Origin of the sequence: Lacimonas salitolerans (genome assembly GCF_042677865.1) — a bacterium.
GTDB lineage: Bacteria > Pseudomonadota > Alphaproteobacteria > Rhodobacterales > Rhodobacteraceae > Lutimaribacter > Lutimaribacter salitolerans.
On record NZ_JBHUDD010000059.1, the window covers coordinates 126,775 to 143,067 of the forward strand.

13 protein-coding genes are annotated in these 16,293 nt (G+C 63.7%); 5 read left to right on the plus strand and 8 right to left on the minus strand.

Annotated features, from left to right (window positions below):
- Nucleotides 1–358 precede the first annotated feature (358 nt).
- The 5 genes from urtA (at nt 359) to urtE (ending at nt 6,291) form a co-directional block, all read left to right on the plus strand.
- A complete protein-coding gene (gene urtA / locus ACFTOW_RS12365; RefSeq protein WP_379916127.1) occupies nt 359–1,639 on the plus strand; it encodes an urea ABC transporter substrate-binding protein in 1,281 nt (426 codons plus the stop codon).
- A 58-nt stretch (nt 1,640–1,697) separates the two neighbouring features.
- Nucleotides 1,698–3,617: an urea ABC transporter permease subunit UrtB gene (gene urtB / locus ACFTOW_RS12370; RefSeq protein WP_379916129.1), complete on the plus strand. Its 1,920-nt coding sequence runs from the start codon at nt 1,698–1,700 to the stop codon at nt 3,615–3,617.
- 4 nt (nt 3,618–3,621) lie between these two features.
- Entirely contained in the window at nt 3,622–4,854 is a 1,233-nt protein-coding gene (gene urtC / locus ACFTOW_RS12375) for an urea ABC transporter permease subunit UrtC (protein ID WP_379916131.1), read from the plus strand.
- Nucleotides 4,851–5,591, plus strand: coding sequence for an urea ABC transporter ATP-binding protein UrtD (gene urtD, locus ACFTOW_RS12380; protein ID WP_379916133.1), 741 nt, complete (start codon nt 4,851–4,853; stop codon nt 5,589–5,591). The genes urtC and urtD overlap by 4 nt, the downstream gene beginning before the upstream one ends.
- A 4-nt stretch (nt 5,592–5,595) precedes the next feature.
- The gene (gene urtE, locus ACFTOW_RS12385) at nt 5,596–6,291 is read left to right on the plus strand and encodes an urea ABC transporter ATP-binding subunit UrtE (protein WP_379916468.1); all 696 of its coding nucleotides are present in this window, start codon (nt 5,596–5,598) and stop codon (nt 6,289–6,291) included.
- A 125-nt stretch (nt 6,292–6,416) separates the two neighbouring features.
- Here the strand turns inward: urtE and ACFTOW_RS12390 are convergent, their stop codons facing one another.
- The 8 genes from ACFTOW_RS12390 to ACFTOW_RS12425 form a co-directional block, all read right to left on the minus strand.
- On the minus strand, nt 6,417–8,078 hold the full coding sequence (locus ACFTOW_RS12390) for an amidohydrolase (protein WP_379916135.1): 1,662 nt from the start codon (nt 8,076–8,078) through the stop codon (nt 6,417–6,419).
- A 54-nt stretch (nt 8,079–8,132) separates the two neighbouring features.
- Nucleotides 8,133–9,161 carry an extracellular solute-binding protein gene (locus ACFTOW_RS12395; protein WP_379916137.1) on the minus strand — a complete coding sequence of 343 codons (1,029 nt, stop codon included), beginning with the start codon at nt 9,159–9,161 and terminating at the stop codon, nt 8,133–8,135.
- Between the two features lie 25 nt (nt 9,162–9,186).
- Nucleotides 9,187–9,987 (minus strand): ABC transporter permease, encoded by an 801-nt coding sequence (locus ACFTOW_RS12400; RefSeq protein ID WP_379916139.1) that lies wholly within the window; start codon nt 9,985–9,987, stop codon nt 9,187–9,189.
- On the minus strand, nt 9,980–10,882 hold the full coding sequence (locus ACFTOW_RS12405; RefSeq protein ID WP_379916141.1) for an ABC transporter permease: 903 nt from the start codon (nt 10,880–10,882) through the stop codon (nt 9,980–9,982). Before ACFTOW_RS12405 ends, ACFTOW_RS12400 begins: the two co-directional genes overlap by 8 nt.
- A gap of 4 nt (nt 10,883–10,886) precedes the next feature.
- Nucleotides 10,887–11,960 (minus strand): ABC transporter ATP-binding protein, encoded by a 1,074-nt coding sequence (locus ACFTOW_RS12410; RefSeq protein ID WP_379916143.1) that lies wholly within the window; start codon nt 11,958–11,960, stop codon nt 10,887–10,889.
- A gap of 142 nt (nt 11,961–12,102) precedes the next feature.
- A complete protein-coding gene (locus ACFTOW_RS12415; protein ID WP_379916145.1) occupies nt 12,103–13,653 on the minus strand; it encodes an indolepyruvate oxidoreductase subunit beta family protein in 1,551 nt (516 codons plus the stop codon).
- A complete protein-coding gene (locus tag ACFTOW_RS12420) occupies nt 13,650–15,800 on the minus strand; it encodes a thiamine pyrophosphate-dependent enzyme (RefSeq protein WP_379916147.1) in 2,151 nt (716 codons plus the stop codon). The genes ACFTOW_RS12415 and ACFTOW_RS12420 overlap by 4 nt, the downstream gene beginning before the upstream one ends.
- 9 nt (nt 15,801–15,809) lie before the next feature.
- Nucleotides 15,810–16,283 carry a MarR family winged helix-turn-helix transcriptional regulator gene (locus tag ACFTOW_RS12425; RefSeq protein WP_379916149.1) on the minus strand — a complete coding sequence of 158 codons (474 nt, stop codon included), beginning with the start codon at nt 16,281–16,283 and terminating at the stop codon, nt 15,810–15,812.
- Nucleotides 16,284–16,293: the final 10 nt, after the last annotated feature.

A 16,293-nucleotide genomic window follows, 5' to 3' on the forward strand; every position in this document is an offset into this window, starting at 1 on the left:
AACGCAACCTTGGCGATGGCATCCGTCAAACCCCGCTCGTTGCGACGATATGGTGATTCTGCAGCCCATGCTGCACTGCAGCGACTAAGAAACAGGCGCAGCAACATTAATCTGCCCGAAAAACCAGCGATTCTTGCCGCCCTGCCCTGAAACACCAGCATTTCATTGCCTTGCTTTACGCCGCGGCAAATCGTTCTGAGGCCCGCCGTCACATTGCCGTGACCAGCGCGGGTGTGTGACGGCCGAACGAATTGCCACTCGGCCCGACCGCCACACGGGTGCAACACGAAGTCACCGGGGGACCGTGCCGAAAACTGCCCGATGGGGCAAGCGGCCAGCCCCGATGCGGGAGAAGACGATGAAATCATTGAAACACATACTTGCTGGTACCGTGGCCTTTGCCGCGTTGACCACAGCCGCAGCCGCCGACTGCCCGATCAAGGTGGGCGTCCTGCATTCGCTGTCGGGCACGATGGCGATCTCGGAAACCACGCTGAAAGACACCATGCTGATGCTGGTGGACGCCCAGAACAAGAAGGGTGGTCTGCTGGGTTGCGAGCTTGAGGCCGTCGTGACCGACCCGGCCTCGGATTGGCCGCTGTTCGCCGAAAAGGCGCGCGAACTGCTGACCGTCCAGAACGTCGATGTGATCTTTGGCAGCTGGACCAGCGTCAGCCGCAAGTCGGCCCTGCCCGTGCTGGAGGAACTGAACGGGCTGATGTTCTATCCGGTGCAATACGAGGGCGAGGAATCGTCGAAGAACGTCTTTTACACCGGCGCAGCCCCGAACCAGCAGGCCATTCCGGCGGTGGACTACTTCCTCGAGGAACTGGGCGTCGAGAAATTCGCGCTGCTGGGCACCGATTACGTCTATCCGCGCACGACGAACAACATCCTTGATTCCTACCTGAAATCCAAAGGCATCCCCGAGTCCGACATCTTTGTGAACTACACGCCTTTCGGCCACTCCGACTGGTCCAAGATCGTGTCGGACGTCGTCGCGCTGGCGGCGGATGGCAAGAAGGTCGGCGTCGTGTCCACCATCAACGGTGACGCCAACATCGGCTTTTACAAGGAACTGGCCGCAGCGGGCATTTCGGCCGATGACATCCCGGTCGTTGCCTTCTCGGTCGGTGAAGAAGAGCTTTCGGGTCTGGATACCAGCAACCTGGTGGGGCATCTGGCCGCCTGGAACTATTTCATGTCCGCCGACACCCCCGAAAACGCCGAGTTCATCGAAGCCTGGCACGCCTTCATCGGCGACGAGTCCCGCGTGACCAACGACCCGATGGAGGCGCATTACATCGGCTTCAACATGTGGGTGAACGCGGTCACGCAGGCCGACACCACCGATGTGGACGCCGTGCGCGAGGCGATGTGGGGACAGGAATTTCCTAACCTGACCGGCGGGACCGCCGTGATGGGGGTGAACCACCACCTGTCCAAGCCGGTGCTGATCGGCGAGATCCTGGCCGACGGCCAGTTTGACATCATCTCGGAAACCGACCCCGTGCCGGGCGACGCCTGGACCGATTTCCTGCCGGAATCCGCAGTTCTGATGTCGGATTGGAAGGATCTGGAATGCGGTATGTACAACACCGAAACCAAGACCTGCGTTCAGATCAAGTCGAACTATTAAGACCAGTCGCGGCGGCGGGGATTGGCCCGCCGCCNTCGCGGCATTGGCGGTGCTGCTGATGACCTGCAGTGCGCGCACCCAGGGTGGCGCGGGCCCGATGCAGGCCGTTCTGCAAAAGCATGCCGAGATCATCGCCCAAAGCTCGCGTCGCACGATCCAGCCCGCGATTGATGCCGTGGCGGGATCCGGCCTGCCGCAGGCGCAGGTGGTGTTGCAGACATGGCAGGCGCGCGAGATGTGGCAGCGCACGTCGGATGGTCTGTTCTTTCGGGTGCAGGAAGACGGCGCCACCCTGCGCCTGTTCGATTTCGACACCGGGGCCGAAATTGGCACCGCGTCCAAGGCGGACATGGACCAGATCAAACCCAATTCCGGTATCCAGTCGATCATCGGCACGGCGCTTGTCACCTTTCAACTCAGCGACCCTGATCCGGCCCGTCGTGCCGATGCGGTGGCCTCGCTGCAACGCAATGCCAGTGCCGAATTGCTTGCCCCCTTGCGCGCGTCCATTCCGCCGGAAACCGATCCGGCGCTCAAGACCCGCAAGGAGCGGCTGGAACGCTTGCTGACGATTTCATTCGACCCTGACCGCGCCGCCCGCATCGAGGCGATAAATGATGTGTCCGGTGATATCGGCGTGGACGTGCGCGCCACGCTGAACCCGCTGGTCGCGACCCGGTTGCAGGTATTCGAGGGCGCACCGCCCGATACATTGAACGTGGCCCGCCTGCTGGACCCCGGCAGTGATGCTCTCCCGCGCGAGGAGGCCTATCGCCTGCTGTCCGATGCCGGGCTGGCCCCGCCGCGCATCACGCAAGCCGCCCTGCGCGAGGCGCTGACCGCCAACATCACCGAAGGCAGCGTGGGCGGCATACCCGTCCACACCCTGTCGGACCCCGCCAGCCGGATTGCCGCCTATACCGCGCTGGCCGATGCCGGGTTGGTGCCGCCCTACCTGACCGATGTGGCGATGGATGCCGCGCTGGCCGCCCATTCCTTTGCGGATGTATATGCCGAGCCCGACGCCACGATCACCACGGCGGCGGCAGAGGCGCTGACCCGTATCAACACCATGGTCGGCGTCAATCAGGCGTTCGATCTGGGTCTGGATGCGATCTCGCTTGCTTCGATCTATTTTCTGGCGGCGATCGGTCTTGCCATCACCTTTGGCGTGATGGGTGTAATCAACATGGCGCATGGCGAGTTCATCATGATGGGGGCCTACACCGGCTACGTGGTGCAACTGTTCATCCCCAACCACACCGCGTCGATCATCGTTGCGATTCCGCTCGCCTTTGCGGTGACATTCGCCGCCGGTGTCGCGCTGGAGCGTCTGGTGATCCGCTGGCTTTACAACCGCCCGTTGGAAACCCTGCTGGCCACGTTCGGCGTGTCCATTGCCCTGCAGCAACTGTTCAAGAACATCTTTGGCACGCAGGCCCGCCCGCTTACCGCACCCGCATGGCTGGACGGGTCGCTGGTGTTCAACGATGTGGTGGCGATCTCGTATATCCGCATCGCGATCTTCGTGCTGGCGATGGTGTTTCTGACGATCTTTCTGTTCATCATGAAACGCACGCGGCTGGGTCTGGAAACCCGTGCGGTCACGCAAAACCCCGGCATGGCGGCGGCCATGGGGATCAACCCGGGCCGGGTGAACATGCTGACCTTCGGCCTTGGATCTGGCATCGCCGGCGTTGCCGGTGTGGCCATCGGGCTGTTTGCCAAGGTCACGTCGGAACTGGGGCAGGATTACATCGTGCAAAGTTTCATGACCGTCGTGGTGGGCGGTGTCGGCAACATCTGGGGCACGCTGCTGGGGGCCGCGATGATCGGCGGCCTGCAAAAGGGGATCGAGTTCTTCAACCCGTCCAACACGCTGGCGGCGCAGACCTACATGATCCTGTTCATCATCCTGTTCATCCAGTTCCGGCCGCGCGGCATCATCGCGCTGCGCGGACGCGCGGCGGGGGATTAAGGCCATGCAACGCAGCCTTGTCGCGCGAAACCCGTCGATCCTGATTTTTCTGGCCGTTCTGGCGTTGTTCACACTCGGCGTGACCATCCTGTCCGAAGGGTTCGGGATCGGGCTGATCTCGACCAGTTTCGTCAAGACGCTGGGCAAGACGCTGGCGCTGGCGCTGGTCGCCGTGGCGATGGACCTGATCTGGGGCTATTGCGGCATCCTGAGCCTGGGGCATTTCGCGTTCTTCGGGCTGGGCGGCTACATGATCGGCATGTGGCTGATGTATGAACGCACCCGGCTGATCGTGGCCGAGTCGCTGGCCAACGCGCCCCTTCCGCCCACCCCGGCCGAGGTCGAGGCCGCCATCGGCCAGCAGATATTCGGCGTCGTGGGGTCATCGGAGTTCCCGACGATCTGGGTCTTTGCGCACAGCCTGCCGCTGCAACTGATGCTGGTGGTGGCGGTGCCCGGCCTGCTGGCGCTGGTGTTCGGCTGGCTGGCGTTCCGCAGCCGTGTGACGGGCGTCTACCTGTCGATCCTGACGCAGGCGATGACCCTGGCGCTGGCGCTGTACCTGTTCCAGAACGACAGCGGGCTGCGCGGCAACAACGGGCTCTCGGGATTGCAGAACATCCCGCATCTGGACAGCGTACCGCAATCGGTGCTGTCGGTCTGGTTGTTCTGGGCCTCTGCGCTGGCGCTGGCGCTGGGCTATGTCTTTGCCGCATGGATCGTGTCGGGCAAGTTCGGCAGCGTGATCCGCGGCATCCGCGACAACGAAGCGCGCGTGCGGTTCCTTGGCTACTCGGTCGAAGGCTACAAGCTGGCGCTGTTCACCGTCACTGCGATGATGGCGGGCATCGCGGGCGCGCTGTACTATCCGCAGGCGGGCATCATCAACCCGGCCGAGGTGGCACCCATCGCGTCGATCTACCTTGCGGTCTGGGTTGCCATCGGCGGGCGCGGGCGGCTCTATGGCGCGGTGATCGGTGCGGTGTTCGTCAGCCTTGTCTCGACATGGTTCACCGGCGGGCAGGCGCCTGACATCAACCTTGGGTTCTACACGATCTCATGGGTGGACTGGTGGACGATCCTGCTGGGCCTGTCCTTTGTGGCCGTCACGCTGTTCGCGCCCAAGGGCATCGGCGGGCTGTTCGATCTGCTGGCCGGGCTGCGCGGGCCGGATCGTCACGGCGCAGACCTTGGCCCCGATCAGGGCTCGCTGCGCGAGAAGGAGGCGCAGGAATGACCCGGCTTCTGGAGGTTTCGGGCGTATCGGTCACGTTCGACGGATTCCGCGCCATCAACAACCTGTCCTTTGCCATCGGCCCGGCAGAGCTGCGCGCGATCATCGGCCCCAACGGCGCGGGCAAGACCACCTTCATGGACATCATTACCGGCAAGACCAAGCCCGATACGGGCCATGTTCTGTGGGGCGAGAAATCGCAGTCCCTGCTGCGCATGAACGAGGCGCAGATCGCGCGCCAGGGCATCGGGCGCAAGTTCCAGAAACCCACCGTATTCGAGGATCAGACCGTGCAGGAAAACCTGCTGATGGCCCAGAACAACAATCGCGGGCCGTTTGCGGTGCTGGTCTGGCGACCAAGGTCCGAGCATCTGGACCGGGTTGAAACCCTGGCCGGGGAAATCGGGCTGCGCGATGCCCTGCTGCGCCGCGCCGGAGAATTGTCGCACGGGCAAAAGCAATGGCTGGAAATCGGCATGCTGCTTGCTCAGGAACCCCGGCTGCTGCTGGTCGATGAACCCGCTGCCGGCATGACCCCGGCGGAACGCGAACACACCACCGATCTGCTGGTCGAGGCCGCGAAAACCCGCGCTGTCGTGGTTGTGGAGCATGACATGGAGTTCATCCGGCGGCTGGGCTGCCGGGTGACCGTGCTGCACGAAGGGTCGGTTCTGGCCGAAGGGTCGCTGGATCACGTCACCGCAAACCAGGAGGTGATCGATGTCTACCTCGGACGCTGACACCATGTTGCAGGTGCACGGCCTGACCCTGCATTACGGCCACTCGCAAATCCTTAACGGCATCGACCTGACCGCGCAAAAGGGGCAGGTGACCTGCGTGATGGGGCCGAACGGGGTGGGCAAGACATCGCTGATCCGCGCCATCTCGGGGCGGCACAACCGCTCGGGCGGGCAAGTCACGCTGGACGGCGAGGCGCTGGGCGTTCTGCCCGCGCATCAACTGGCGCGCAAGGGCATTGCGCTGGTCCCGCAGGGACGCGAGATTTTTCCCCTGCTGACCGTGCGCGAGAACCTTGAAACAGGACTGTCCGCCCTGCCGAAATCAGACCGGGGCGATCTGGATGAAATGTTCGACCTGTTCCCGGTGCTGCGCGACATGCAGGGCCGCCGGGGCGGCGATCTGTCGGGCGGGCAGCAGCAGCAACTGGCCATCGCGCGCGCGCTGCTGACCCGGCCCAGGCTGTTGCTGATGGACGAACCGACCGAGGGGATTCAACCCAACATCATCCAGATGATCGGGCAGGTCATCGCCCGCCTGCGCGACGAGGGGCGCATGGCCATCGTTCTGGTCGAGCAATATTTCGATTTCGCCTACGATCTGGGCGATTGTTTTGCCGTCCTGCGCCGGGGCGAGGTGGTCATATCCGGCACTAAGTCCGAGCTGACCCGCGACAGGTTGTTGAAATCGGTGTCAGTCTGAACAGTGGGGCCTGCGTTCACCATCGCCTTGCCGACAATGGCACTGAACGTGACAGGTTTCCTCTCTCCCCAAATATCCCGGGGGGGAGTCCCCTGAAAGGGGACGGGGGCAGCGCCCCCCGCGCGCTACCCCTCGTAGGTCACGCGTCCGCCTGCGATCGTCACCTGCGCGCGGGCCTGATCCAGCGTTTCGGGCTCCATCGCCTGCAGATCGTGGCTCATCACCACCACATCGGCCATCATGCCAGGCATCAACCGGCCCTTGCGGTCCTCGTTGAATTCGACCCAGGCATTGTCGGCGGTATAGGATTGCAGCGTGTCCAGCAGGCTCTGGCTCTGGTCGCGCCAGGGCGCGGGCATCTTGCGCGGGGCGACGGCGGATTTGATGTTGGGCATCACATCCACCGGGATCACCGGCCAGTCGGTGGAGAACACCACGCGCGCGCCGCTGTTGCGGATGTCCTGCCAGGCAAAGGCCAGGGGGATCTGGTGGTCGTGCAACATCTTGCCCACGCCGTCGGGCGGGAAATAGACGCCAAAGGGCGCGTGCCCCGGCTGGATCGACGCCACCACATCCAGTTGTGCGAACCGTGGCAGATCATCAGGGTGCAGCACCTCGATATGTTCGATCCGGTGGCGGCTGTCGCGGCGGCCGTTGGCCTTGATCGCCGCCTCGTAGGCATCCAGCGTCCAGCGGATGCCCTGATCGCCGATGGCATGCACGGCGATCTGCAGCCCCATCGCATCGGCCTTGATGCAGGCCGCTTCGAACAGGTCATAGTCGAACACCGCGTCGCCCACGGTCTCAAGCCCCGGATAGGGCTCCAGCATCAGCGCGGTCGAACTGTCGACCACCCCGTCGATGAACATCTTGACCCGGTTGCACCAGACCCAGTCGCCCTTGTACCGGGTGCGCATCTCTTCGGCCTCGACGAAGCGATCAAGACTGTCGTGGCTTTTGAAATGAAACGGCACCTCGACCCGGGCCAGCAGATCGCCATCGGCCTCGATCTCGGACAGCAGTTCGAGGTTGTAGAAATTGCCATCCATGTTGTGCAGGCTGGTGATGCCGTGGCTGGCACAGTGTTTCAGCCCCTGCACGATGGCGGCCTTGTCCAGCGCACGTTGTTCCGGGGTGGCGGGCGGCACCGGATCAGCCCCGGTGACAAGGCCCAGCATGTCGCGCCCGCCGTGCTTTGTCAGCCGCAGCACCGGCGCATAGGCGCCCGGTTCGCGCAATTCGCCGGTGGCGGTGCCATCGGGGGCCATCACGATTTCGGCGCCCATGTCCACCTCTCCGCCATGCAGCAGCCCGGCCAGTTCCAGCGCCCTGGTATTGGCCCAGACCGTGTGATGATCGGGGGCGAACATGGCAAAGGGCCGGTCTGGCAGCACCTTGTCCAGATCCTGCCGGGTGGTGTGCTGACCCGGCCCCATGATCGCGTAATCCGCCTGCACCGCAAATATCAGCGTGTCATCAGGGTTGTTTGCCGCCCAGTCGCGCACGGCGGCGGTCAGCCGGTCCAGGCCCTGAATGCCATACAGGTCCAGCATGCCCAGTTCCGCCGAGCCGCCGAACAGGTGCACGTGGCTGTCGATGAACCCCGGCAGCACCGACGCCCCGCCCGCGTCGATCACCCGCGTGCCCGGCCCGGCCAGGCTGCGCATCTCGTCCGTGTCGCCGACGGCGGCAATGGTGCCGCCCGAGATGGCAAGCGCGGTCGCGGTGGGACGTGCATGATCAAAGGTGATCAGGCGGCCATTCAGGATAACGATGTCGGGGGTCATTTCTGGTCTTTCACAATTGGAAAGGGCGGGCCGCGATGGCCCGCCCCGATCGGTTTACTTTTGCAGCTCGGTCCAGATCGCGGTGTAGATCTTTTGCGCTTCTGGCGGGCAGGTCATCGACAGGACGCCCGCCGCCTTCACCTCGTCGCTCGGGTTCACCTCGGGCGCGGATTGCAGGTCTTCTGTCATGAATTCCGCCGACCCCATGATGCCGTTCGAATACTTGGCAAAATTCGACAGCATCGCCGCGTTTTCCGGGTGCATGATGAAGTTCAGGAACAGCTTGGCGTTCTCGACATTCTGCGCATCGGCCAGGATTGCCGCGTTGTCCATCCAGACCGGATAGCCGGTCATCGGCAGACCATAGGCGATATCCTCGTTCTGAAGTCGCGAGCGCATCGAGGCGCCGTTCCAGTTCAGGCCCGCCGACAGGTCGCCCTTGGCGAATTTCTCGATGTTGCCGTAATCCATCGACAGCCAGTCAGCCTTGGCCGCGACCAGCATGTCGCGCACCTCTTTCAGAACCTCGCGGTCCGTGGTGCACTGCTCGCCACCCTTGTAGTAGATGGCAGTCGACATGACGTCCATCATCTCGGGGATGATGTTGATCTTGCCCTTCAGTTCCTCGGGCGGTTCGAACAGCAGCGCTGCAGAGTTGATGTCGCCTTCGTACACGCTGGTGTTGACGGTCACGCCCACGGTGCCCCACTGCCACGGCACGGTGTAGTTGCGGCCGGGGTCGAAATCGACATCCACCCAGACCGGGTCCATGTGCTGGAAATTCTCCATCTCGTTGGGCTTGGATTCCATCAGAAGCCCTTCGGAAATGAAAATCGGAACGTAGGTGCCCGACGGCACGACGATGTCAAAGCCATGCCCGCCAGCCTGGATCTTGGCCAGCGCGGTGTCGTTGCTGTCGTAGTCGGTGATCGTCACGTCGATCCCGTATTCCTCTTCGAACTTTTCGATCATCTCGGGGCTGGTGTAGTTGCCCCAGTTGTAGATGTTCAGCTCGCCTTCGGCCTGTGCGGCCCCCGCGACGGCCATGGCGGCCAGTGCGGCGAAAGATGTCTTAAGTTTCATTGCAAACTCTCCTGTCGGTTGGTTGTTATTTTCGCGTGCGGCTGAGGAAAAAGAACCCCATCACCATCACCACCGAAATGGCCAGAAGCGCCGTTGAGATGGCGTTGACTTCGGGGGTGACGACTCGGCGCAATTGCCCCAGCATGTAGGTGGGCAGTGTATCCTGCCCGGCGGATTTTACGAACTCTGTAATCACCACGTCATCCAGCGAGATGACAAAGGCCAGCATCGCACCCGCCAGAATGCCGGGCCAAAGCTGCGGCAGGGTGATGCGGCGAAACACCCGCCAGGGCGTGCCGTACAGATCCATTCCCGCCTGCTCCAGGCTCAGGTCCATGCCCTGCAATCGCGCCCGGATCGGCATGTAGGCAAAGGGCAGGCAGAACGCGGAATGCGCGATGATCAGGTAGAACAGCCCGGTATAGCCGGTGGCGACCTTGATCATCGCGAAGAAGATCAGCAGCGCCACGGCGGTCACGATTTCCGGCACCATCAGCGGTTGGTTGATCATGGCGAAAACCATCGTATAGCCCCGGAACGTGCCTTGCCGCGTCGTGGCCAGCGCCGCCAGCACCGCGCAGGTCGTGGCGATGGCCGAGGCCCACAGCGCGATGATCAGCGAGCGCACGGTGGCGGCCTGAACCTCGCGGTTGTCCCAGGCACTGACATACCAGCGCCAGCTGAACCCCTCCCATATCGCAATCGAGGTGCCCGCGTTGAAGGAATAGACCACCAGCAGGATGATCGGCAGATACAGGATCACGAAACAGGACATCGCGATGGTGGCAAAGCCGGTCTGCCGGCGGACATCGAACCCCTTAGCCATGCCGCACCTCCTCGTTCCCGGCGGCGCGGACATAGAGGATCAGCGCCACCATCACGATCGCCAGCAGGGTCAGCGACAGCGCCGCGCCCAGGGGCCAGTTTCGCCCTGCGCCGAACTGCAATTCGATCAGGTTGCCCAGCATCAGCTGCTTGCCCCCGCCCAGAACGCGCGGGGTGACATAGGCGCCCAGCGACGGCACGAACACCAGGATCGACCCGGCAATGACGCCCGGTTTGGCCAGCGGGAATATCACCCGCTTGAGCACGCGCCAGCGCGTCGCGTACAGATCGTATCCTGCCTCGACCAGCGTGAAATCGAACCGCTCAAGCGAGGCATAGATCGGCAGCACCATCAGCGGCAGATAGACATAGGCCATGCCCAGCAGGATCGCGAATTCGGTGAACAGCATCTGGATCGGCGCGTCGATGATCCCGGCCCACATCAGCAGCGTGTTCACCGTGCCCTCGGCCCGGATCAGTTCCATGATGGCAAAGGTGCGGATCAGAAGGTTGGTCCAGAACGGGATGATGATCAGCAGCATCCAGATGTCGCGCTTTTCCTTGGGGCGCGTGGCGATGAAATAGGCGGTGGGAAAACCAAAGATGAAGGTCAGCAGCGCTGTCATCAGCGACAGCTTGATCGACCGCCAGAAGATCGACAGATGCGCGTCGGCCCAGCCCAGTTCTTCGGTAAAGAAATCGACCTCGGCCACGACGTTGAACCAGGCGTCGGTCGAAAACTGCCACACGACCCCGCCGTAATCGCCGGGCGTCAGAAAGGAATAGACCAGCACGATCAGCAGCGGGCCGGAGGCGGCAAAGATCAGCACCGCCAGCGCCGGGGCCAACAAGAGCCAACGGGTGCGGGTGGCGCGGTCGGCGATGGCGTCGCTCATGGCCTCAATCCCTCAGAACCTGGCCCACGCCGGGGGCCAGCGTGACGGTCACCGCGTCGCCGGCGTTGAACACCTGCGTCTGCCCGTGCTGGTTCTGCTGGCGCAGCACGAACCGCGCGCCGCCGTCCAGATCGACGTGAAAATGCGTGTCGGTGCCAAAGTAGACCACGTTGGCCAGCGTGCCGGGCAGGGTCGCGCCCTCGCCGCCCAGCAGGGTGGCATGTTCGGGCCGCACCGCCAGAGTGACCGGGCCGGGGGCGATGGTTTCATCGGGCGCGCGCACCTGTGTTTCCACGCCCGAGGGCAGGCGGATCTGCGCAACCTCGCCCTTGGTTTCCAGCAACTCGACCGACAGGAAATTCGTATCCCCGATGAAATCCGCCACAAAGCGTTCTGCCGGATGGTCGTAGATGTCGCGTGGCCCGCCGATCTGCCGGATGTCGCCATCGTGCATCACCGCGATCCGGTCGGACATGGTCAGGGCCTCTTCCTGATCGTGGGTGACAAAGATGAAGGTGATGCCGGTTTCCGACTGCAGGCGCTTCAGTTCAAGCTGCATGTCCTTGCGCAGCTTGAAGTCCAGCGCCGACAGCGGCTCGTCCAGAAGCAGAACCTTGGGCCGGGGGGCCAGCGCGCGGGCCAGCGCCACGCGCTGTTGCTGCCCGCCGCTGATTTCGGAGGTCTTGCGGTCGGCCATTTCGGTCATGCGCACCAGCGCCAGCATTTCGTCCACCGTCGCCTTGACCTCGGCGCGGGGCTTGTCCTGCATTTCCAGACCGAATGCGATGTTTTGCGCCACGGTCATATGCGGAAACAGCGCGTAGGACTGAAACACCGTGTTCACCGGGCGGCGATAGGGCGGCAGGCTGACCAGATCCTGCCCGTCCAGCGTGACCGAGCCCTTGGTCGGGTCGATGAACCCCGCAATCACCCGCAGCAGCGTGGTCTTGCCGCACCCCGATGGGCCCAGAAGTGTAAAGAATTCGTTCTCCCGGATCGTCACGGACACATCGTCAAGCGCGGTAAAGGGCGCACCCCTGCCAGTGAATATCTTGGTGACATTGGTTATTTCGATCATGGCCTCGCCCTTAGCTCAACAATTTGATCAAAACTTATCGGATTTCATAAATCAAATCCTTTATCCCGGTGACACGGCGTGAAAAGCGGCAAGCCGCCAGTTTTTGGGCAGTTTTTCCGATCCTGAGCCGGGGGCTGCCCTGTCACGCAAAGGATCGGACGGTCTGCAACGCGCCGTCAAGGGCCTTGCCGTCCTCGTCCTGCAAACCCGCCTCGCGCAGGCGGGCGACCCAGTCGGGGCCATCGGCACGATGCGCCACCAGCGCCGCCCCCGTCAGCACGCGGTCGAACTTGGCACAGCCGCGCGCGTGCGTGTCGGAATATCCCTTGATCAGCCGCCGACAGCGGATGATTTCGACTGCCATGCCATAATGATCGGGCAGGTGTGCCATGGCGGTATCAAGCCATCGCTGCAAATGCGCCATCTCCTGCCGGTGTCGCAATGTGCGCAACCGCCAGCCGCGCAAGCCCCCAACCAGATACAGCATGGTGAACCCGCGCAAACTGTCGCTGCGCAGACGCCGCCCCTTGTTGAACAGCCGGTCGATCCGCGCCATCCAGGTCGGGCTGCCCTCGATCCGCGCGCCGAGACGGGCGGGCAGCAGGCTGACGATTTCCTCGGCCCTTGGGTGCAGGAACTCGGTCACCTGAATCAGATGCGCCGCGCCTGCGCCCATTTCGTCCCTGATGCGCCCCGAGCGTCTGGCCCGGGTCTTGAGGTCGGCCACGCGGATGATGTCGTCATAGGCCATGGCGTTGGCGATGTATTTCGCCGCTTCGCGGGTCAGTTCGAACGCATGTTCATCGGTGTCTTGGGCCAGAATAATGTCTAGTCTGTCCAGATAGGCGGCACCATAAGCCACATCCTGAAAATCCACCACCTTGCGCAGGCCGGGCAGGGCCATTTCGGCCACTGGTGCGGGCATCGCCTCGACCCGCGCCAACAGCGCCGCCCACGCGTGCCGTGCCTTGGCCGGTCCGGTGATTTCCGCCGGAACGGTGACGGATTCGACCGCAGGGGCCACCACGTCCCCGCCCTGTGCCGCGTCAATTCCGGCGGCAAAGGCGCGCAAGCTGGCCTCGACCCCCTTGCCGCTGGCGCGAATGGCATCCTCGAACGCCGAACGATCAAACGGCAGCGCGCCAGACCCTGCCAGCGCCCCGAAGAGCGACGCGGAAATGACCGATCCCGCACCGGCCGCCGCCGCCTCCATATCCGCCATGATCAGGCGATGTGCTGCAATCTCGGCGGCGGCGCGCACTTCGTCGGCATCGGCAATGCCGTCGCCGGGTGTCATCTTTTCGCTGACGGCCAGCGCGCGATGGGTCGATGCGATCAGCGTCGTGCGGTCCGGGGTGACAAAGCCGCGGATGATGGCGCGTCCGGCCTCCATCATTTCCGCCGCGATCAGGATATCGACATCGCCCGACGCAGGCGCAAGCGAGAAAACAGGATCTGCCGCGCCCGGATGGCGTGGGGCCATTTCGATGTAATAGATCGTGGCCCCGGTGCGTTGCGCCACGCCTGCCACGCTGGTGGCCTGCACGGCATAGCCCTGCGCGCGGGCCAGCGATTCGATCCAGCCGGTCAGAACGCCGCCGCCCTGACCCCCCACTGCCATCACCGCAAGCTTGATGATCTGATCCAGCCGCGCATCGGGCTGACGCTGGTGCAGTTCGGTTGCCAAATTCATCTTGCCGCCCCCGTCACATCCAGCCGCCGCGCCGCGCGGCGCGATTGCAGCCAATCAATCACGCGGGCCTGGCGCTCGGCCCACCACCGCTCGATCCGGCCCGGGTTGTGCACCACGTCGGCGCGGTAGAAGCTGGGGCACAGGATGGCGGCATCCGCCACCTCGCCGCAGTTGCCACAGCCCACGCAGGTCTGATCGATGCTGGCCACAGGATCGTCGCGCAGCGGATCGTCCAGCCGTTTGAGCGACAGCGATGGACAGCCCGACAGCCGGATGCAGGCGTGATCGCCGGTGCAGATATCCTCGTCCACGCCGAAACGCGGGGCTTCGATGCGCCGACCCTCGGCTATCGCCTGCTTGCGCTGGGGTTTTTCCCGCCGCTGGCGGTTCAGCATGCATTCGGAACTGGCAACGATCACCTTTGGACCGGCGTAATCGGTGGTCAGCGCCTCGTGAATCACCGCGCGCATCTTCGGCACATCATAGGTGCGGTCGATCTGCCTGATCCATTCGACGCCGACACCTTTCAGCGCCTTGGCAATCGGGTTGTTGGTCGCCTTGGTCGGATTTTCCGCACGCGATGACATCACGTCCTGCCCGCCCGTCGCGGCGGAATAGTAGTTGTCGACGATGATCGCCACGCTGTCAGATCGGTTGAACACCATGTTCCCGATCGAGGATGACAGCCCGTTGTGCCAGAATCCACCATCCCCCAGGATCGAGATCGCCCGCCGTTCCCCGCCCCCGTCAAAGGCGGCGTTCGACGCAGGCCCCAGACCATATCCCATGGTCTGTCCGCCGATTTCGAACGGCGGTAGGGCGGCGAACAGGTGGCACCCGATATCGCCCGAGATCTGGTGCTGTCCCAACTCCTGCTGCACCAGCTTGATCGCGGCAAAGATCGGCCGCTCGGGGCAGCCGGTGCAAAACCCCGGCGGACGGACCGGCACGGTGGTCGACAGGTCGGGTATTTCCGGCACGGGCGCGTTGGGGGCCAGAACGGCACCGGGCAGCATGTCGGGCGCGTGACGGCGCAAAAACGCGGTCACACCGTCCAGCATCACCTGTCCGGTATATTCGCCCGCCATCGGCAGCATGTCCTTGCCATGCAGCTGCACCGACGAGCCCGCCCGATACAGCATCGCGCCAAGCTGTTGTTCGATGAACTCGGGCTGGCCCTCCTCGATCACCAGCACCGAGTCCTTGCCCTGCGTGAACCCCAGAAACTCATCGCGCAGCAGCGGATAGGTCACATTCAGGCAATAGATCGGCACCTGCGTCTGGCCATACAGGTCGGCCAGCCCCAGCCGCTGCAACGCGCGGATCACGCCGTTGTACATCCCGCCCTGACAGACGATGCCGATGCCGGACTGTTCCGGCCCGAACCGCTCGTTCAGGCCGTGTTCGGTGATGAACTTCTCGGCGGCGGGCCAACGTTTGGTCACCTTGTCCTGTTCGTGGATATAGGACATCGGCGGCAGCACCACGCGGCTGAAATCCTTTTGCGGGTTCGACAGCGCATCGCGCACCGACAGCGCGGGGCGCAGGTTGTCGCGGCAGTCAAACGTGCCGGTCACGTGGCACGACCGGATGCGCACCATCAGCATCACCGGGGTATTGCTGGCCTCGGACAACTCAAAACCGTCGCCCACCGCCTTGACGATGGCGGGCAGGTTCGGGCGCGGGTCCAGCAGCCAGAACTGCGATTTCATCGCAAAGGCATGCGTGCGCTCCTGCATGATGGAACTGCCCTCGCCGTAATCCTCGCCGACGATCACCAGCGCGCCGCCTGTCACCCCGGACGAGGCCAGGTTGGCCAGCGCATCCGATGCCACGTTGACGCCCACCGATCCCTTGAAGGTCACAGCCCCGCGGATCGGGTAATGCACCGATGCGGCCAGCATCGCCGCCGCGGCGGCTTCGGATGCGTTCGCCTCGTATCGCACATCAAGCTCGGTCAGCAACTCCTCGGCATCGGCCAGCACGTCCATCAGGTGGCTGATCGGCGCACCTTGATAGCCGCCGACATAGCCCACGCCGTTTTCCAGCAGCGCCTTGGTGATGGCCAATATGCCCTCGCCGGTGAATGTGTCGCCGCTGCCTTTGCGCAGATGCGCGACCTCGGCCTTGAAGGATCGTTCTGCCATGTCAGCCTCTCAGAAATCGTGGACGCGCACGTTGCGCAGGATCTTTTGCAGGGTGGCGACGAATGCGCGCTGATCGGCGGCATCAATGCCCGCAAACATCTGACCCACGGCGTCGGCCATATGCGGCCACATCCGCGCATATGCCGCGCGCCCCGCGTCGGTCAGGAAAATGCGGGTGGCACGACTGTCGTCGGCATCGGTCTCGCGCCGCACCAGCCCGTCCTGCGCCAGCTTGTCCAATGCGCGCGACAGGGTCGATTGCTCGACCACGGCATACACCGCCAGTTCGCGGATCAGGATGCCGTCATGCACCGACAGAACCGCCAGCGACCGCATCTGCGGCGTGGTCAGGCCAAGCGCGGCCATTTCCGTGCGCAAGCTGGCATTGTAGCGCCCCATGATGCGGTTCATCAGGTAGGGGGCGAATTGCTCAAGCCCCGTTTCATCCAGCCGGGGGGCGGTGGTCGTGTCCTGCGCTTTCATCTGTCCCTGA